The sequence below is a fragment of the Holdemania massiliensis AP2 genome (genome assembly GCF_000327285.1).
Classification (GTDB): Bacteria; Bacillota_I; Bacilli_A; order Erysipelotrichales; family Erysipelotrichaceae; genus Holdemania; species Holdemania massiliensis.
This window is the reverse complement of record NZ_HE998567.1, coordinates 1,057,588-1,076,760: the sequence shown is the minus strand read 5'-3', so window position 1 is coordinate 1,076,760 and position 19,173 is coordinate 1,057,588. Positions and strand designations below refer to the sequence as shown.

General features: G+C 49.4%; 21 protein-coding genes. 17 read left to right on the top strand and 4 right to left on the bottom strand.

Annotated features, from left to right (window positions below; translation table 11 throughout):
• Window positions 1-456: NAD(P)H-hydrate epimerase (locus BN162_RS17740; protein ID WP_261797835.1), on the bottom strand; the 456-nt coding region annotated here is incomplete at its 3' end.
• Window positions 457-567: 111 nt separating this feature from the next.
• Between BN162_RS17740 and BN162_RS05040 the strand changes: the two genes are divergently transcribed.
• From BN162_RS05040 to BN162_RS05030, 3 genes are all read left to right on the top strand, one after another.
• The gene (locus BN162_RS05040) at window positions 568-1,701 is read left to right on the top strand and encodes a M20/M25/M40 family metallo-hydrolase (protein WP_020223997.1); all 1,134 of its coding nucleotides are present in this window, start codon (window positions 568-570) and stop codon (window positions 1,699-1,701) included.
• Window positions 1,702-1,795: 94 nt separating this feature from the next.
• Window positions 1,796-2,092 carry a hypothetical protein gene (locus tag BN162_RS05035; protein WP_020223996.1) on the top strand — a complete coding sequence of 99 codons (297 nt, stop codon included), beginning with the start codon at window positions 1,796-1,798 and terminating at the stop codon, window positions 2,090-2,092.
• A gap of 63 nt (window positions 2,093-2,155) precedes the next feature.
• Complete coding sequence (locus BN162_RS05030; protein WP_020223995.1) at window positions 2,156-2,797, top strand: lactate utilization protein; 642 nt, start codon at window positions 2,156-2,158, stop codon at window positions 2,795-2,797.
• Window positions 2,798-2,937: 140 nt separating this feature from the next.
• Here the strand turns inward: BN162_RS05030 and BN162_RS05025 are convergent, their stop codons facing one another.
• Window positions 2,938-3,543: a histidine phosphatase family protein gene (locus tag BN162_RS05025; RefSeq protein WP_020223994.1), complete on the bottom strand. Its 606-nt coding sequence runs from the start codon at window positions 3,541-3,543 to the stop codon at window positions 2,938-2,940.
• A 223-nt stretch (window positions 3,544-3,766) separates the two neighbouring features.
• Here BN162_RS05025 and BN162_RS05020 point away from each other — a divergent pair, with 223 nt between their 5' ends.
• From BN162_RS05020 to BN162_RS04990, 7 genes are all read left to right on the top strand, one after another.
• Entirely contained in the window at window positions 3,767-4,525 is a 759-nt protein-coding gene (locus BN162_RS05020) for a TVP38/TMEM64 family protein (RefSeq protein WP_020223993.1), read from the top strand.
• A 3-nt stretch (window positions 4,526-4,528) separates the two neighbouring features.
• The gene (locus BN162_RS05015; protein WP_020223992.1) at window positions 4,529-5,407 is read left to right on the top strand and encodes a glycosyltransferase family 2 protein; all 879 of its coding nucleotides are present in this window, start codon (window positions 4,529-4,531) and stop codon (window positions 5,405-5,407) included.
• Between the two features lie 76 nt (window positions 5,408-5,483).
• Entirely contained in the window at window positions 5,484-6,188 is a 705-nt protein-coding gene (locus BN162_RS05010) for a response regulator transcription factor (protein WP_020223991.1), read from the top strand.
• A 4-nt stretch (window positions 6,189-6,192) separates the two neighbouring features.
• Window positions 6,193-8,442, top strand: a complete 2,250-nt coding sequence (locus BN162_RS19025; protein WP_020223990.1) for a sensor histidine kinase — start codon at window positions 6,193-6,195, stop codon at window positions 8,440-8,442.
• A gap of 219 nt (window positions 8,443-8,661) precedes the next feature.
• Entirely contained in the window at window positions 8,662-10,515 is a 1,854-nt protein-coding gene (locus BN162_RS05000; protein ID WP_020223989.1) for a beta-glucoside-specific PTS transporter subunit IIABC, read from the top strand.
• 1 nt (window position 10,516) lies between these two features.
• A complete protein-coding gene (locus tag BN162_RS04995; protein WP_020223988.1) occupies window positions 10,517-11,989 on the top strand; it encodes a glycoside hydrolase family 1 protein in 1,473 nt (490 codons plus the stop codon).
• Between the two features lie 36 nt (window positions 11,990-12,025).
• Window positions 12,026-12,865 (top strand): PRD domain-containing protein, encoded by an 840-nt coding sequence (locus BN162_RS04990; protein ID WP_020223987.1) that lies wholly within the window; start codon window positions 12,026-12,028, stop codon window positions 12,863-12,865.
• Between the two features lie 159 nt (window positions 12,866-13,024).
• On the opposite strand, the gene BN162_RS04985 is transcribed toward BN162_RS04990, so the two are convergent.
• Window positions 13,025-13,606 (bottom strand): lipoprotein, encoded by a 582-nt coding sequence (locus tag BN162_RS04985; protein WP_020223986.1) that lies wholly within the window; start codon window positions 13,604-13,606, stop codon window positions 13,025-13,027.
• 308 nt (window positions 13,607-13,914) lie between these two features.
• Here BN162_RS04985 and BN162_RS04980 point away from each other — a divergent pair, with 308 nt between their 5' ends.
• From BN162_RS04980 to BN162_RS04960, 5 genes are all read left to right on the top strand, one after another.
• Window positions 13,915-14,715 (top strand): helix-turn-helix domain-containing protein, encoded by an 801-nt coding sequence (locus BN162_RS04980; protein ID WP_020223985.1) that lies wholly within the window; start codon window positions 13,915-13,917, stop codon window positions 14,713-14,715.
• A gap of 32 nt (window positions 14,716-14,747) precedes the next feature.
• Window positions 14,748-15,707 carry a hypothetical protein gene (locus BN162_RS04975; RefSeq protein ID WP_020223984.1) on the top strand — a complete coding sequence of 320 codons (960 nt, stop codon included), beginning with the start codon at window positions 14,748-14,750 and terminating at the stop codon, window positions 15,705-15,707.
• A complete protein-coding gene (locus BN162_RS04970; RefSeq protein ID WP_020223983.1) occupies window positions 15,700-16,131 on the top strand; it encodes a VOC family protein in 432 nt (143 codons plus the stop codon). The genes BN162_RS04975 and BN162_RS04970 overlap by 8 nt, the downstream gene beginning before the upstream one ends.
• An 11-nt stretch (window positions 16,132-16,142) precedes the next feature.
• Window positions 16,143-16,604 carry a VOC family protein gene (locus BN162_RS04965; protein ID WP_020223982.1) on the top strand — a complete coding sequence of 154 codons (462 nt, stop codon included), beginning with the start codon at window positions 16,143-16,145 and terminating at the stop codon, window positions 16,602-16,604.
• A gap of 92 nt (window positions 16,605-16,696) precedes the next feature.
• Entirely contained in the window at window positions 16,697-17,338 is a 642-nt protein-coding gene (locus BN162_RS04960) for a GyrI-like domain-containing protein (protein WP_020223981.1), read from the top strand.
• A 128-nt stretch (window positions 17,339-17,466) separates the two neighbouring features.
• Here the strand turns inward: BN162_RS04960 and BN162_RS04955 are convergent, their stop codons facing one another.
• On the bottom strand, window positions 17,467-18,078 hold the full coding sequence (locus BN162_RS04955; protein WP_147612144.1) for a nitroreductase family protein: 612 nt from the start codon (window positions 18,076-18,078) through the stop codon (window positions 17,467-17,469).
• A 172-nt stretch (window positions 18,079-18,250) separates the two neighbouring features.
• Between BN162_RS04955 and BN162_RS04950 the strand changes: the two genes are divergently transcribed.
• Window positions 18,251-18,592, top strand: coding sequence for a NusG domain II-containing protein (locus BN162_RS04950; RefSeq protein ID WP_020223978.1), 342 nt, complete (start codon window positions 18,251-18,253; stop codon window positions 18,590-18,592).
• Window position 18,593: 1 nt separating this feature from the next.
• Window positions 18,594-19,106 (top strand): Gx transporter family protein, encoded by a 513-nt coding sequence (locus BN162_RS04945; RefSeq protein ID WP_020223977.1) that lies wholly within the window; start codon window positions 18,594-18,596, stop codon window positions 19,104-19,106.
• Window positions 19,107-19,173: the final 67 nt, after the last annotated feature.

The window sequence follows — 19,173 nt, the reverse complement described above, 5'->3', positions numbered from 1 at the left end:
CAGGCCGCTGTTGAGGTCAATGCTGACAACCGAAAGCCGCTGCTGGTTGATCCAGCGGAAAGCCTCCCGCAGAAAATCCGGAAGCGGGGCATGAAAATGAAAACCGAAGACGCAGTCGACGATCACGTCATAACGCTGCGCCATGGTCTGAAACTGAGCTTCGCTCATTTCTTCGTAGCCGTAAATCAGACACGATTCCGGCAGCTTCTGCCGGGCTTCAATCGCCGATGGGGTGCGGATGTCGTTCATCATCAAAACGATCGCCACCTGGCGTTTGGCAGCCAGACAATGGCGGGCAATCACAAACCCGTCGCCGCCGTTGTTGCCGCTTCCGCACAGAATCAGAAAGGAATCATTTTCCGGATATTCATGCAGCAGCGTATCCGCGCAGCGCTTGCCGGCCAGCTCCATTAACTGCGTTTCACTTTTGCCGCTTGCCGCTTCCGCAGCGGCGATTTGATTTTTTCGAGGATCACAGAGACCACCTCCTGAATTCTATTCTAACATAAAATGTTCAGGCTCCCAAAAGAATGGTATAATGAAATCAAATAAAAAGGGGGTATATCTTTGATTTGGAATGAAGCTTTGGAACAATATGTCAGCGATCATCAGGATGAGGTTGTTGAACTGATCCGCACACTGGTAGCGATCCCGGCGTTCAGCAATCATGAACAGGCGCGGGCGGAATACTGCGTGAAGTGGTTTCGCGAATGCGGCGCGGAAGAGGTGAAAATGGATGCGGCATCCAATGTCATCGTCACGCTGGGCGACGTTCAGAGCGGCAAAGCAGTGGCTTTTATGGCCCATCTGGATACGGTCTTCCCGGATGAAACCGGATTTGAGCTGATCGAAGAAGACGGATGGCTGAAAGCGCCGGGAGTGGGCGATGATACGGCCAACGTGGCGCTGCTGATGGTGATCGCCCGCTATTTAATCGAGCAGCATTGCCAACCGAAGCAAGGCGTTCTGATCGTGCTGAATGCCGGTGAGGAAGGGCTGGGCAACCTCAAAGGCTGCCGTCAGCTGATGCAGGATTACGCCGGCAAGCTGAGCGAGGTTTATTCCTTTGACGGTTCGTATAAAGGCTACGTCAACAAGGCGGTGGGATCGGTTCGCTATCGCGTCGAAGTGAAAACGGAAGGCGGACATTCCTACGGCGCCTTTGGCAACCGCAACGCGATCCGCGTTCTGGCATCCCTGATCGATACACTGTATTCAGTCAAAGTCCCGGAAGGCGGTAAGACGACTTACAATGTCGGAACGATTGAAGGCGGCACTTCGGTCAATACGATCGCTCAGCAGGCAGCGATGTTGTTTGAATTCCGCTCGGATGTCCGCGAACATCTGCAGCAGCTGCGCACTATGTTTGACAGCCTGATCGAGGCCTATCGGAAGATGGGGGTGGAGATTAACGTTGAAATTCTGGGCGAGCGGCCATGCATGGGCGATATCGACGAAGAGAAGCAGCGGGCGATTGAGAAGAAAGTGGAAGATCTGATCGAGCGGCGGATCGGCATTCGGCCGGAAGGCCATTCCGGATCCACCGACTGCAACATTCCGTTTTCCCAGGGCGTCAATGCGCTGTGCTTCGGCGGTTATTTAGGCGAAGGCGCGCATACCCGCGAAGAAAAAATCGAAAAGGCATCCCTGCTTCCGGGCTTAGGCGTCATGATGGAATTTGTTTTAGATTATTTTCTTTGATTTTTAAGTTGAAAAACCAGCTTGATTCCGTGATTCGACTTTATTTAATTGATGTTCAATGCTATAATAAAATCGATTAGGGGGTACCTGACTAATGGAAAAGAAAACAATTCAAGATTATATCGACATTATCAATCAGAAAAAATGGGATGCGCATAACATCCAGTGGCTGTATATTGATATCAATGCTAAAGAACTGATGACGGAAGTTGAGCCGAAGGTCAACAATTTGACGGCCTGCTGCAAGGCGATGATGGAAATCATGCTGGAAGGCGACCGCTTTATGGAACTGCCGAAGGTGAAAACCAAGATCGGCGGAGCCCTGACTGTGCGGTATTATTGCGACAATTTGAGTCCGGAACGCCGGAAGTATTCAGAAGTCAATCAGTAATGAAAAAGGCCGCGGATTCAATGCGGTCTTTTTTGTCAAAAATTAGAAAAGAGGAGCAGAAGTATGGATAAGTATCGTAAGCGCAGAGCTGTGGCCGTTGCCCATGAAATGGTCGGCCTGCTGGCGGAAAAAGGGTATATCACCTATTACGCTGAAAATGTGGAGGAAGCCCGCGATAAAGTGCTGGAGCTGATTCCCAAGGGCGCCAGCGTCGGCGTCGGCGGTTCGGAAACGTTAAAAGCCATGGATATGATCCATATCCTGCGCAACGGCGATTATCATTTTTTCGATCGTTATCAGGAAGGTCTGCCGTTTTCCGAGGTCGAGGAAATCTATCGTCAGGCGTTATTGGCGGATGTTTTCCTGACCGGTTCCAACGCTATTACCCGGCAGGGCCAGCTGGTTAATATTGACTCGTCCGGCAACCGGGTTGCGGCGATCAGCTACGGACCGCGCAAGGTGATCGTGGTCGCCGGCGTGAACAAAGTGGTAGATACGCTGGATGATGCGATGAAACGGCTGCGTCAGATCGCTCCGCTCAACGCGATGCGCGTCCATCACAAAGCACCGTGCGTTGAAACTGGAAAATGCATGGATTGCCAGATCCAGCAGTCTGTCTGCAACTCGGTGGGAATTATTAACCATGGCCGTAAAACACCGGGGCGCTTCACAATCATCATGATCGCTGATGAAATTGGATTCTGATCTTGAAATATTAAACTGTGTCGGAGAGGCGTAGGGCTGTTTCAAGGCACAGCCGTTCGCTCCCTTCTTACTAAAATTAAAAACAGGCATGCAGCTTTTTTCGCAAAGGAAAAAAGGGCGTGTCTGTTTTTGTATAAGATTTATTTCAGATAAGACAGATCGTTGAATTTGCGCACGATCCGCTTGCCGTCACGTTCCCATAAGCAGGAAACGCCGCCGGCCTGTCCGGCAAACTGGATGGAATTCAGAGCATCCGCTTCCAATCCCAGCCATAAGGCCTGCAGCATACCCAGCGTATCGCCGTGTGAGATCAGAATTAGCAGATCATCATCCTGCTGCAGAAGCTGATCCCAGAAAGAACCTAACTGCTCGGCCTGTTCGCGCCGTGTTTGAGCTGAGGGAAATAACCGGTCGTCAATCGTGATTTCCGGTGTTAAGAGATTCGCTTTCAGCCAGGCGACAGACTGACCGACGGCTTCGCCCAGATACCGTTCCCTGAGCCGCGGCTCTTTCTCGGCTTTGATCTCTAAAGCTTCGCCGACAATTTCAGCTGTGTGCCAGGCTCGTTTCAGATCCGAAGACAGAAGGCGGACGGACTTGCCGGCCAACTCCGCTTTCAGATTTAAAGCGATGCGCTGAGCTTGCTGTACTCCCAGCTCGCTTAAATCCCAATCTGTCCAGGAACCCACCATGCCGTTGAGATGATGCTGGGACTGCGGATGCTGCAGCGTATAAATGATTTTCATTCGCTTCCTCGTTTCTCCTGCTTTTCATTAGGATCAGGAAGTTTATTATATCGCGTAAAGTGTAAAAAGCCAAGGACTGCGCTAAAAGCGGCAATAAAAAGTATAGAATTTCGGCCTTCATGGCTTCTTCAGCAAGGCTTAAGAATTTCTTTTGAATTTCCAGAAGGGGATCTTCATGTTTAACGGGTAGAATAAAACCAGAAAACAAAAGGAGTCTGAATCTATGGAACAGAAATCAAAGTGGCAGAAGCGCGTGCGCTGGTTCTCCATCAGCGCGGTGATTATCTTTACAATCGTTATGACGGCGGTGTTGTTCGTTTTATTTCAAAGCGTGGCCTCCGATCCTGCGCAATTCAAAATCTGGCTGGATCAGTTCGGCTGGCTGGGACGGATCGTGCTGACGGGCATGATGGCCTTACAGGTGCTGGTTGCCTTGCTTCCGGGAGAAATTATTGAAACCGGTGCAGGCGTCGCCTACGGACCTATGGAAGGCATGATTCTCTGCCTGGTCGGCGCCGCGATCGGCACGGCCTTGATTTTCTGGCTCGTTCGCCGTTATGGTTCAAGTTTAGTCGAATGTCTGGTATCGAAGGAAAAACTGGATAAGCTTTCCTTTATGAAGGATGAACAGAAGCTTGATAATCTGATCTTCCTGATCTTCCTGATTCCCGGAACGCCCAAGGATATCATCACTTATTTCGCCGGCCTGACTCCGGTTAAATTCTCCCATTTCCTCTTCATTACCACGGTTGCGCGGATTCCGTCGGTGATCACTTCGACGCTGGCCGGAGATAAGCTGATTCAGCAGGATTTCGTTTCCGCCTTCTGGATTTACGCAATTACGATTGTTTTCAGCGGCGCGGGGCTGCTCCTCTATCGGACCGTGATGAAAAAGCGCCGGGAACGGGCATTAAAACGTCAGTTAAACCCGCAAAATCAAGACAAGAAAGGCAAAGCGGCATTCGTGCCGGCGAAGGGATAAGCCATGAAAATCAGCGTATTAATACCTGCATATAACAGTGAAAAAGAGATTTATACCTGCATCCGTTCTTTACTGGAGCAAACTTATCATGATTATGAAGTCATCGTTGTCGATGACGGATCGACAGACCGAACCGGTTCGCGGCTGGATTTCTATGCCAAAATCTATCCGGAACTGATCACCGTCATCCATCAGGAAAACCGCGGTGTTTCAGCCGCCCGCAATGCAGCCTTGAAAGCGGCGAAGGGGGATTTCGTGCTGTTTCTGGACAGCGACGACTGGATGAAACGGCGCACATTGGAAACTCTGGCGGCTGCTCAGGCCCGGTATGAGGCTGATGTGGTCATCTGCGGCAACGTCAATGAGGGACGGGTGACAACCCGCCGGCATGTCCGCCGTGTTTTGGTTCCGCATAAACGGACACTGATGAAAATGCTGATGAAGGACCGCCAGGTGCGCAACTATGCCTGGGGCAAGCTGATCCGCCGCTCATTGTTCGACGGCCTGCAGTTTTGGGAGGGCCGGGTCTTTGAAGATGTTCAGCTGATCGGACAGATTCTGCTGAAAGCCGATAAGACGGTGATTGTTCCGGATACGCTGGTGCATTACAATACCCATCGCCAGAACAGTCTGACCTATTCGCTGCGGCCGGAGATTCTGAAAGATATGCTGGAAGCCTTTGAAGATCAGGCCGGCTACATTACAGCCTATGATCCGACGCTGAAACGCGAAGCTCAGGCGATGTTGCGGCGGATCCGGCTTCTGATCGGCGGTGCGCTCTTGCTTCATGGGCGTTTCCAGGATCCGCTGATGGAACAAATTCTGCCGTTTTCAGAAGCCGCTTCTGCCGCTGAATTTCGTGTTCACCGCAATCTTTACTAATTCTTAAGCTTTTTCTTCATTGCAACTTCATGAGTTTATTCTATACTAAAAGAAGAATCAGTGAGGGAGCGAAATCATGCAAAACTATCAAATTTTAGTCTGTGAAGATGAAGTCGAGATCGGCAACGCGATTGAAATCTATTTGAAGAACCAGGGGTATGGCGTCCACCGCGCCTATAACGGCAAGGAAGGACTGGAAATTTTATCCCGTCAGACAATCCATCTGGCGATTGTCGATCTGATGATGCCGGTCATGGATGGCCTGACGATGATCATGACGCTGCGTCAGAGTTATGATTTTCCGGTTATCGTGCTGTCTGCCAAGTCGGAAGATATGGACAAGATCACCGGCTTAAACATGGGAGCGGATGATTATATCACCAAGCCGTTTACACCGATGGAGCTGCTGGCGCGGGTGAATTCTCAGCTGCGCCGCTACGCTAAGTTTTTAAGCCTGAAAGAACATCAGAGTGAAGATGAACAAGTCTATACTGTCGGCGGACTGGAACTGAACAACAACACTAAGGAAGTGATGCTGGACGGCAATCCGGTAAAACTGACGCCGATTGAATTTCGGATTCTGCAGCTGTTAATGAAAAATCCCGGCCGGGTCTACAGCGCCGAGGAAATTTATGAACGGGTGTGGAACGAGGAAGCGATCGCTACCGATACGGTGATGGTGCACATCCGCAACATCCGTGAAAAAATCGAAATCGATCCCCGCAATCCGCGTTATTTAAAAGTGGTGTGGGGTGTCGGTTACAAAATAGAGAAGGGATAAAGGAATGAAGAAATCCAAATTTTCAGAAAAACTTCTGGCTGTTTTTTTAGTTATGGTGTGTTTCCTGAGCCTGATCCTTGTCCCGTCGGCCGGATCGATCAGTGAGAATGCCGGACCGGAAAGCCGCCGTGAATTATTCAGTCAGAGCCGCGCGGTTCGTTCCTGGATCAACGAATATGCAGTAACGATAATCCGCGATCTGATCAATGAAACAAACCATACGGATCTGGGATATGCGGATCTGTATCTCAGTTCAGCGCAGCTGCAGAAGCTGCTGGATCAGGGCTGGACGCAAAGCGAGATCAATGAGGAAAAAAATCAGCTCGAATGGTCGCTGCAGCAAAACTATAAAGAAAGTCTGCAGCTGGGGAATCTGCATGCTTTCGCGATTGACAACGCGACGAAAACCACCGTCCGCAGACCGAAAAACAACGCGCTGGGTCAGAGCGACCGCGAGCTTTCCGAGGCTTATCAGTTTTGGATTCGGGCGGAGTATGACAGCTACGGCGTGCTCACTGTCACGTCCAACGGCGGTTACAGCAACGCGGATTTTTATCCGATGGCCAATCTGGCGGATTCCATCCAGTATTACGGGAATTTCCCGCTGGATCTGTATGAGCCGGAACTCAAGGATATGACTCTGGTCTTTGGCATTCCCAATCAACTGGAAAGCGATGACGAGCTGGCTATGCTGATTAAAAACAATGAATATTCTTCCTATCGGCAGCTGGCATCCCAGATTAATCTGGTGCTGTATTTCATCTTGTTTTTGGGGGCTTTGTATTTTACGCGCAGCAAAATGCGGGAATCCAAAATCGGAAAACTGCTGAACCGGATTCCGCTGGAAGCACAGGTCATCATCAGTGTGTTCGCGCTGGCTTTGATGGAGGAAATGTCTTACAATCTAGGCGGAATCATGATGGATGTGTACTCCCAATCGATCGACGATATGACGGGATTTTTCCAGGTTCTTTCCTATGAATTCACATTTTTGTTTGAATGTTTCGGCTTGTATTGCATGATTTACTGGATTCGTCTGGCTCTGCATGATGGCTGGCGTGCAACGTGGCGGAAGATGGCAACGATCACGCTGTGGCAGCGGTTATGGCATGGACTTGGACAGGGCTGGTCGACGCTCAAGCAGTGGACGAAGGAATGTTTTACCGTTGATTTCTCGGAAAAGGCGCATTCCCGTCTGATTCGGCTGATGATTGTCAACGTTGCCCTGATCAGTATGCTGTGTCTGCTTCTGCATGATTTCTATGCGGCGCTGATCTACACCGTCTTTCTGTATCTGATCATCATGCGGGCGCTGAAACGGCTGCGCAGTGATTATGAAACCTTGCTGGGCTGTACGCGCCGGATGGCGCGGGGAGATCTGGAAACGGAAGTTCATGAGGATCTGGGAATTTTTGAGCCGCTGCACAGTGAGCTGGATGATATTCGGTATGGATTCAATATGGCGATTGAAGAAGAAACCAAAAGTCAGAAAATGAAAACGGAATTGATTTCCAACGTTTCTCATGATTTGAAAACGCCGTTAACGTCACTGATTTCCTATATCGACTTGATGAAGCAGGAAACGGATGAGGCGAAGCGGCAGGAATATCTGGCCGTGCTGGAACGCAACTCCATGCGCTTAAAGCATCTGATCGAAGATTTATTTGAGGTCAGCAAAGCCAACAGCGGGGATCTGAAGCTGAATGTCGTCGATGTTGATCTTGTTTCGCTGATTACCCAAACACTGTTTGAATTGGCGCCGGCGATTGAAAACGCCGGACTGACGATCAAGACCTCGTACAGTCATGATAAAATCGTCTTGCCGCTGGATTCGCAGAAAACCTATCGGATTGTTGAAAATTTGATTTCCAACGTGACGAAGTATTCGCTGCGCGGTTCCCGGGTGTATCTGACGTTAATTGAGCGGGGAGAAGAAGTTGTGCTGTCGATCCGCAACATTTCGCAAACGGAGATTGATTTTGATCCCAACGATTTGGTTGAACGGTTTGTGCGCGGTGATAAATCCCGTAATTCGGAAGGTTCCGGACTGGGCTTGGCGATTGCCAAAGGCTTTGCGGAGAGTCAGCATGCCCACTTTACGATTCAGACCGACGGTGACTTTTTCAAGGTGATCGTGATCTTTAACCGCCAGGCGCTGGCGGATCTAAAGCCCAAGCCGTTGGAAAGGGAGCAGCTGGAAGCGGCGCAGCCGCCGTTAATCCTAACTTCAAAAAAGGATGAAATTGAAAAATAGGGATTGACAAAGCGCTTTCAGCAAGCTTATAATAAGCTCGCAAAAGACAAAGGGACATGTAACTGGTAATGCAGGCAGGATCTCATAAAAAGACGAAATTCCGAAAGGAAGACGTACTTTTATGATGGTCCTGCCTTTTGTTTTCTGCGCTTCTGGCCAGAGCGGGAAAACACCGGAAAAACAGTCCGAAGTTCTTGGCGTACATGGAGGAGAAAAATCATGGATTATAAACAAACGGCTGCCGAAATACTGAAATATGTCGGTACGGAAAAAAATGTAGCTCAGCTTGAGCACTGCTCGACCCGTCTGCGTTTCACGCTGAACGATCAGAAAAAAGTGGATGAGGAAAAACTGAAAGCCGTTCCGGGCGTCATGGGTGTTGTCCGCAGCAATCAGTTTCAGATCATCATCGGCAACGATGTCGTTGAAGTTTACGACGCGCTGTTGAAGATGATCGATTTCAAAGATCAGCAGACAGCGGCCGCGCCGGCGGAAAAACAGAAATTAAGCAAGACGGCGCTCGATTTTCTGATCGGAATCTTCCAGCCGCTGGTTCCGGCGATTGCAGGAGCCGGCGTCCTGAAATCCATTCTGATTCTGTTGGTCGCGATGCATGTCATGGATGACGGCGGCGCGCTGTATAAAATTTTAGTTTCGATCTCCGATGCTACCTTCTATTTCCTGCCGATGATGGTTGCGGTCACGACCGCCAACAAGCTGAAGAGCAACCGTCTGGTGGCGATTGCCGCAGTGGGGGTTACCTTATTGCCGGCAGTCACGGCGATGATCGCGGAAGGGACATCCTTATTTGGCATTCAGCTGCAGAACATCGCCTACAATGCCCAGGTATTCCCGGCGATTCTGTGCGTCAGCTTCTTGGCGCTGATGGAACGGCTCATGAACAAGGTTTCACCGAAGCCGATCCGGATTTTCTTTGTCCCGATGGTCGCTTTGGCCGTTACCGTTCCGGTTACGCTGCTGTTCTTAGGCCCATTAGGCTATAATGTCGGCCAGATTTTCACAACGGCGATTCTGTTCTTGTATGATAAGCTCGGTTTTGTCGCATTGACTGTCCTGTCCGCTATCCTGCCGTTAATGGTGGCTACGGGCATGCATAAAACACTGCTTCCTTATGCGCTTGCCACCTATGGCGAGCTGGGCTATGAAATGCTCTATCTGCCGGCTTCTTTAGCGCACAACATCGCAGAATCCGGCGCCTGCTTCGCGGTGGCCCTGAAAGCTAAGAATGAAACTTTGAAATCAACGGCCTTCTCAGCCGGAATCTCCGCCTTTATGGGAATTACCGAACCGGCTTTGTACGGCGTAACGCTGCAGAATAAAAAAGTCCTTTACAGCATCATGCTGGGCGGCGGCATCACCGGGGCGTTCTTAGGCTTGTTGTCAGTAAAAGCCTTTGCGGTTGTCGGTCCGGGCGCGGCCAGTATGTCGATGTTTATCGACAGCACGAACGGAATGAATATCGTTTGGGCGATTGCGGGCTTCGTGCTGGCGTTAGTTTCCTCATTTATCTTCACGCTGATTCTTTGGAAGGAAGAAACCCCGGCTGCAGCGGCCGCGGCTGCGCCGGTGAAACCGCTGGAAGGCAGCCATGACGTCCTGAATGTGCTGTGCCCGATCGACGGTCAGGTTGTCGCCCTGGATCAGGTCGGCGATGAAATGTTCTCCAAGAAAGCGCTGGGCGACGGCGTTGCGGTCATTCCGGAAGTCGGCGAGCTGCGGGCTCCGGCCGACGGCACAATTCAGATGGTGTTTGAAACGAAGCATTCTTTAGGCATGACGACCGCCAACGGCACGGAAATCCTGTTCCACGTCGGTTTGGATACCGTTAATCTGCAAGGCAAGCCGTTTACGCCGATGGTCAAAGCCGGCGACAGTGTCAAAGCGGGCGATCTGCTTTTGAAATTTGATATACAGGCGATTAAGGATGCGGGATTGGATCCGATTACCCCGGTTGTTGTGACCAATTCTCAGGATATGAACGTTGTCGTTGTAAAAACAGGACAGGCAAATCAGCATGACGTCATTCTGCAGACGCAGAGAAAGGAAGGCTAAGATGCGAAAATTTCCGGAAGGCTTTTTATGGGGCGGGGCAACCGCTGCCAATCAGATTGAAGGCGGATGGCGTGAAGGCGGCAAAGGGTGGTCAGTTTCCGATGCAGCCCGCGCTCATTTCGACGCGGATGTAAAAGATTACAGCCGGCATAACCAAATCACGACGCGGGATATTGAAGAAGCTTTGGCGCATCCGGAGGATGAGGTCAACTATCCGAAGCGCCACGGCAGTGATTTCTACCATCATTATAAAGAAGATATCGCGTTAATGGCACAGATGGGTTTTAAGGTCTACCGCATGTCGATTGCCTGGAGCCGCATCTATCCCAATGGGGATGATGAACAGCCGAATGAAGAAGGCTTGCAGTTCTATGACGACGTGTTTGATGAATTAAAAAAATACAGCATTGAACCGCTGGTTACGATGTCGCACTATGAACCGCCGCTGAATCTGGTTCTGAACTATGACGGCTGGTATTCCCGCGAAGTCGTCGGCTTCTTTGAAAAGTATGTCAAAACGATCTGCGAACGATATAAGCACAAGGTCAAATATTGGCTGACCTTCAACGAGGTTGACAGCATGATCCGCCATCCGTACACCACCGGCGGCTTAATCGAAGACCGTTTTCCGGGGAAGAATTTTGAAGAGGTCTGTTACCAGGCGATGCATCATCAGTTTGTCGCTTCGGCGCTGGCAACCAAGATCTGCCACGAAATTATTCCCGACTCCCAAGTCGGCTGCATGATCACCAAGCTGACTTACTATCCGTATACCTGCAAGCCGGAGGATGTGCTGGAAACACAGCGGCGGATGCGCAGCATCTACGCTTACAGCGATACGCAGGTCTTCGGCGAATATCCGTCCACGCTGCTGTCCTACTATAAGAACCACAACATTCATATCGTCAAGCAGCCGGGCGATGATCAGATCATGAAGCAGTATCCCGTTGATTTTGTCTCGTTCAGCTATTACATGTCCAGCTGCGTCGCGGCGGATGAAACCGGGTTAGACGTGACCCCGGGCAATACGATTCTGGCGGTCAAGAACCCGTATCTAGAAACAAGCGAATGGGGCTGGCAGATCGATCCGATCGGCTTGCGGATTTCCTTGGTCGATCTGTACGACCGCTACCGCAAACCGCTGTTTGTCGTTGAAAACGGTCTGGGTGCCAAGGATGAACTGACAGCGGACGGTCAGGTTCATGATCCGTACCGGATTGATTATCTGCGCAAGCACTTCAAGTGCATGCTTGACGCGATTGAAGAGGACGGCGTCGAACTGATGGGCTATACGTCCTGGGCCTGCATTGATCTGATCAGCGAATCGACAAAACAGATTTCCAAGCGCTACGGCTACATTTACGTTGATCTTGATGATCTGGGCAACGGTACGTATAATAGAATCAGAAAAGATTCATTTTACTGGATGCAGAAAGTGATTGAAAATAACAGTCTGGATTTTGAAACGGAGTAATGTCCGATCGCGAAGCAGAAAGGCAGGGGAGTGCGGATGCGGATCAAGAAAGTGCTGAATTCCAGCGTCGTGCTGGTCGAAGATGATGCGCATCAGGAATCGATCCTGTTAGGCAAAGGCATCGGTTTCGGCCAGAAGCCGGGCAATGTCATTGTCCAGAATCAGGAAAATCAGGTGTTTCTGCCGGTGGACAACGCGCGTTCACGGCAGATCCTGGAGCTGGTCAACAGCCTTCCGCCGGTGATGCTGGAGCTGGCGCAGGAAATTGTATTGGATGCCCAGCAGCGTTTAAATACCCCATTGGGTGAGAATCTGGTCTTTGTCCTGGCTGATCATCTGAACTTTGCCCTGGAGCGGATCCGCAGCGGCTTAGTGATTACCAATCGTGTTTTCTGGGAAATCAAAAGCTTCTATCCGCAGGAATTTGAAGCTGGGAAACATGCGCTTGAGCTGGTCAGAAAGCAGCTCCATATAGAGCTGCCGGAACAGGAAGCGGCCAATATCGCGTTTCATTTGGCCAATGCTCAGGCAGGAAGCGATCCTGATTATGATGCGGCCCGCAATGCTAAGCTGATCGGCGACATCATCAATCTTGTCCGCTATTCACTCAACCGCGATCTGGATGCCTCAAGCATTCACACCGCCCGGTTTATCACGCATATCAAATTCTTTGTCGACCGCTTCTTTACCGACAAGCTGCTTCAAAATGACGACGATCTGTTATTTGAACAGGTCAGGACACGCTATCCGAAAGAATTGGGAATCGCGTTAAAGATTAAGAGTTATCTGTACGATAAATACGGACGGATTCTGCCGAATGAAGAAGTGACGTTTCTTGTCATTCATATCGCGCGAATTGCCCGAAGTCAGGAATAAAAGGAAAAGCAAACAGAGGTATCGGATAGGACTGTACCTCTGTTTTTGTTTTGAGTCCATAGCTTGAACGGGGTATAAAGGGATGACTTTGAAGCTTTACTACACGACGGATAAGGAAATAAGAAGAAAAGCAGGACTGGATACAGGGTTTACGTTCGCTTATTTTCCAGAAAAATAAAATTCGCAAGCCGGATAATTTTGATAGTTTGAAAAATTGTCAGATTCCCCTAAATAGTACAATGTCTTATCTTGGATAATAAAATATCCAGAAAGCTCATCGCCTTCAACTGCAAAGGAATCCATAGAGCAGCCATCAAATCCAAATTCTGTACAACGGGCATATTGAACGGTAAATGAATAGGCATGATCACCCAAAGAAACATAGTCGCCGTCTATCCATTCAGCGTATTCTGTTTCCATACGACTGGTAATGTGAATTCGCGCGTAACCCTTGTCTAACGGATATAAGTTAAAAACTAAACTATCTCTTAAAAAATCAGATTCTCCTTCAGGTAAACGGAAGCGAGGATCAATTTCTGTTTCTTTCCACTGGTGACATACAAAGGCTGTAATGGTTTCAGGATAGTTTGAAAAACGTGGTTTCTCTTGTTCAACAATCGGAGTGGGAGTGCTGCTGAGAATTGGCTCAGGTTCCAAAGAAGGTGAGCCGGATGCCTCTTGACGGGATGAACATCCAGCCAAGAACAGAATCGATAGAAATAAAAATAAAATCTTTCGCATAATTCCCTCCCTAGGCATGACTGCCTTCTGCTTTATGACTTAAGGCTGATCTTGTTGAAACCTGTTCGCAGGTTAGTTTGAGCGGATGGTAGCGGTCACCTCTATTATAAATGAAATCCAAGTGAAGCCGTTGAAAAGAAGATCAGTTTAAATAATCTGTTTGGAAACTTTAAGCTTATTGCAAAAAATCGGTCATGAAAGGGAATACCTTCCCAAACAGATCCATAGTTTTCGCTGAGTATTCAGCTATGCTATAATGACACATAGATTAACCTTGTTGGAACCCACGGGAAGGGGGAAGAAATCGGATGTCGGCAGAAACACTAGCGGGAATCTATTTTCCGCTGACGGCAAATCAGGGGAGTGGATACCATGAGATTGAAGCGTGTCCCGCGCTGAAGCCGTGGATCCGCTGCTTCTGGGTATACACGGAGCAATGCGATCAGATTGTGATTCCCGATACGTGCATGGATATCATCCTGGGCGCGGATGAGGCCGGTAGAAGTGAAATTTTTTTCTGCGGAATCAACGATTTTACCTTTACCTCGTTGAATGACAATACCCGTCCCGGTCTTCGGCTGATCGGCATCCGTTTTTATTTCTGGGCGGTCGCCAGCTTCTGTATCGGTTCTCTAAAAAATGTGCGCAACACGCAGGATCAAATGGAAAATACCTTTCCCGGCTGGGCGGAAGGCTTAAAACAAGCGTTTGACGAAGCGGAAAGTCTGGAAGCGCTGTGGCCGAAGTGGGAAACCTTCCTGCTTCAGCATCAGCAAGCGGACCCCATTCCGCCCGTTTTATATGAGGCGGCAGAACTGATTATCCGCCGCAAAGGCGTGCTGGCGATTGCGGAGCTGGCTGACGAACTGGGGTTAAAGAAACGTTGGATGGAACGGAAATTTCTAGATTTCTACGGTGTCAGCGGCAAGCGTCTTTCGCTGTTGATCCGCTATCAGCTAATCTGGCAGGCGTGTCTGCAGGATCATGATTTCAATGTCCAGGATACAGTGGCTGACTATGGTTTTTATGATCAGGCACATCTGTTGAATTTCTTTAAAAAATATCATTCCCAGCGGTTGTCGTTTTTTTCCAAGACAGCGAAACGCTGATTCCGGTACAATGGCTCCGGAGGTGTTTGTAAATGACAAAAAGGATGACGCAGGCTCAGTTTCAACAAATCCGCCGCTGGGTCCTGCGTAACAGCCGGCCGCTGGAATGGGCGCGCTGGCAGTATTGGTTTGAAGCCGGCGAAGCTGCGCGGATCGCGGAGGCGTTAGGCAGCTATCAAAACGCGGACGGCGGGTTTGGCTGGGGGCTGGAGCCTGATTGTATGAATCCGCAATCTTCCCCCTATCAGACATGTTCCGCGCTGACGCTGGCGGAAGCGCTGCCGCTGGATCCGCACGGTCCTTTGTATCAGGGGGCGTTTGCGTATTTAAATCAGGAAAGCACGGCGTATCAGGACGGCTGGCCGTTTACAGTGGAGTCCAACGACGGCTATCCGCATGCTCCGTGGATGGGCTATGACCCAAAACGGAATGACGCGGAAAGCTTCGGGTTGAATCTAGGACTGGCGCGTCAGATTTTGACGCATGATTGCAAAGATGCAGCGTTAAAAGCCAAAGCGGAAAGAATTGTGAAGAAGTCGCTGGATCTGCTTTTCACACAGGAAGATTTCGGTGAAATGGGCGTCGACGCTTTTTGCGGCTGGCTGAAACAATTGGATAAGCTGCCGCAATCCGCTTATTCCCAGGATCAGATCCAGGAGCGGATTGTGACCTTGATCGAAAAACGGGTGGAACGGGATCCTGAACGTTGGAAGGTATACACGCCGCGGCCGTCTTACTTCGTCCGTTCGCGAACCGATGCGGCCTATCCTCGGCTGAAAGCGTTGGTCGAAGCGGAGCTGGACTATTTGATCGATACCTGTCCTGAAAATGACGTCTGGGAAATCCCTTGGAGCTGGTTCGGTCTGTATCCTGAAGCTTTTCAAGTTGCGCGGACGTGGTGGAAAAGCTGGAAGGCGATTGAAAATCTCGCGTTTTTAATGGCGTTTGACCGGATTGAACCGGTTAAGAAAGGAAATGAAAATCATGAATAAAATTACGTGTGTCTGTCTGGGCGTCCGCGATATGGCGAAGGCGCTCCATTTTTACCGCGACGGCTTAGGCTATAAAACAGATTGTAAAGAAGACAACCCGGCTGTGTGTTTCTTTGATACGCCGGGTACCAAATTTGAACTGTATCCGCTGGATTTGCTCGCACAGGATATTGATCCGCAGAATCCGCCAGTGAGCAATCCGGGATTTTCCGGTGTGACGCTGGCCTACAATGTTGAGAATAAAGAAGAAATCGATCAGGTGATCGAACTTGTCCGGAAAGCAGGAGGCACAATCCTCAAAGAACCGCAGCCAGTTTTCTGGGGTGGTGTTCATGCTTATTTCAGCGATCTCGACGGTTATGTCTGGGAAGTGGCCTGGGGGCCGAACTTCCAGTATGACCAACAGGGCCTGCTCAAATTTTAAAGGAATTAGCGATGAAATTTAAGAATACGATGCTCGTTGTTAAGGACCTGAAACAGTCTGAAGCCTTTTACAAAGAGGTGCTGGGCTTACGGACGTTGGTGGATTTGGAAATTCACGCGGTGCTCAGCGGTGGGTTGGCTCTGCAGACGGAGGAAAGCTGGAAACAGTTTACCGGGGCTGAAGTGGTTTATGAAGCGAATGCGATGGAACTCTATTTTGAGGAAGATCAATTCGAAGCGTTTGCCGCGAAGCTTGAGGCGCTGACTTCCGTGCGGATCATCACTCGGGTCGAGCCGCAGAGCTGGGGTCAGCGAATCGTGCGGTTTTGTGATCCGGATGGACATATCATTGAAGTCGGCGAGGCGATGCAGGCTGTCTGCCGGCGATTTGCGAATCAAGGAATGACGATTGAAGCGATTGCGGAAAGGATGAATGTGCCAGTTAAGGCTGTGAAGGCTTACCTTCGCGGATGAACGGGGCGGGAGAAGGTAAAAACTTTATTAGAATCTGACATCCTGATGTCATGTTTGATCCGGTACAATGAAGTCAAAGGAAGGTGTTTGACATGGCCTATGATTTCAAGAAAGAAGCAAAGATGTTCTACATGCCGAAAAACAAGCCGGAAATTGTGACAGTTCCGCCGATGACGTATCTTGCGGTCCGCGGGCAGGGCAATCCCAACGAAGCGGGCGGCTCGTATCAAAAGGCAGTCAGCGTTTTGTACGCTATCGCTTATACGCTCAAAATGAGCTATAAAGGAAAGCGTCAGATCGCGGGATTCTATGAATATGTCGTCCCGCCGCTGGAAGGCTTCTGGTGGCAGCCGGGTGTTGACGGCGTGGATTACGCGAATAAAAACGATTTTCACTGGATCAGCGTGATCCGAGTTCCGGATTTCATTCAACAAGCGGATTTTGACTGGGCTGCAGAGGAAGCTCAGCGAAAAAAACAGATTGACTGTTCCAGCGCGGAGTTTTTGACGATTGAGGAGGGATTGTGCGTGCAGATGATGCACATCGGCGTTTATGACGATGAACCAGCCAGCGTCGCGCAGATGGACGCTTACATCGAAGCCCAAGGCTATGAGAATGAGCTCAACGAAGTCCGGATGCATCATGAAATCTATTTGTCCGATCCGCGAAAGTGCGATCCGGCGAAACAGAAGACGGTGCTTCGCCATCCGATCCGCAAGAAGGCGGCTAAGTGAACAGGAAAATTCAATGAATCTATTCAAACGGCCGGAAGTTAGAATTCCGGCCGTTTTGATGGAGGCGATTGTACGAAAAAACAATACCGGCAATCGGAAAGCCTTGCCGGAATCGTGCTTCTTATCAATTAATCGATGAAATCGGCGATTTCCTCCAGGGTTTTCTTTTTCAACGATGGCAGCGGTGCGTCTGGGCGCGCATGACCCACAACCAGAATCATTTCGGCGATTTCGTTTTCCGGACGATGACACAGCTTTGTAAGAAAATGAATCGGTGCCGGCGTGTATGTCAGCATCGCATACCCGGCCTGATGCAGCGCCTGAATCAGAAAGCCGGTCGCGATCCCGACGGATTCATTGACGTAATAATTTGGAACCCAGTGTCCGGGCTGATCTTCATGTGTCAATTGCTTGAAGATCACAATCAGGCACGGTGCTTCTGTCAAAAACGGTTTTTCAACCTGCAGGTTTAGTTTTTTCAGATCCTGACGCCAGACTTCGCTGATTCGTCGATCATAGAATTCCCGTTCAACCTGTTCGCAGGCTTGACGAATTTCAATTTTCTTTGCCTCACTGGTGATGATACAAAAATGCCATGGCTGCATATCAGCACCGCTGGGGGCCGTGGCTGCAATTTCCAAACAGGTTTTAATTTCATCCAAGTTTACCGGCTTCCTGTCAAAATTCCGGATTGTGCGGCGCTTCTTAGCCAGCGTCAGAGCTTCTTCCATCGGCATCATTTTATCCCCCTGAATTTTTATGCTGTTTTTATTATAGAGGAAAGTCAGGAAAAAAGCACGGAGGAAAGTCGGCATAAGTTTCCAGTTCTGCAGCGGCGATGTTCAGCTAACCTTCACTTGCAATCATAAACAACCATGTTATAATAGAAAAGCTGAATTAGGATGTGAAACGATGAGCAAAAAAGAAATTAAACTGATAGTCGCAATTTTATTTATAGCGCTGGGAATTTATGTCGGCGTTCAGATCTATAACCGGATGAACGTCAAAACTTATGGGATCGTCACGTATAAAAATCAGGTAATTCATACGTTTAATGTCAACAAAGATGAGGATTACTATTTTGACGGATCCTATGGCAAGATGAAACTGGAAGTCAAAGACGGCAAATGGCGGATTACGGAAGAGGAATGTCCGAACCATATCTGTTCTTCGATCGGCTGGGTCAGTGTTAAGGATTATTTTCCTATTGTCTGTATTCCGAATGAAGTGATTGTAACCTTAAAGGATAACTGATATGAAAATCAGTAAAACTAAGCATTTCGTTTATGTTACGCTGCTGGCGGCAATGGCGATTGCGATTAATCTGCTGGAAACCATGCTTACTGTGTCGCTGCCGTTTGGCATGCGTTTAGGACTGGCGAATATTATCGCTTTGATCACGATTGAAATTCTGGGCATACAGGAAATGATTGTCGTCAATACGATGCGCGTCGTGATCGGCAATCTGTTAAGAGGCACAATCTTCGGATCCACTTTTTGGATCTCAGCCGGCGGCGTCATCCTCAGCTCGATTGTTTTGATTATCATCAAGAAGGGCTTGAAGATGTCGATGATTTCGACGTCGATGCTGTGCGCTATCGGCCACAGTGTCGGTCAGGTTGTGATCGTTATGGTTCTGTATAAGACGGCGGCGATGATGACAATCGTTCCGCTGCTGCTGGTTACCTCAATCCCCACGGGTATCTTTACCGGCATTGTCGCCACGCAGGCCTTAAAACGCATCGATAAAAATTTGATTGTGCGCTGAATAAAATGGGAAACAGAGTCGTTCGGGATTCTGTTTTTTTTCGGCTTTTTCCTGTAAAATAGAAGCA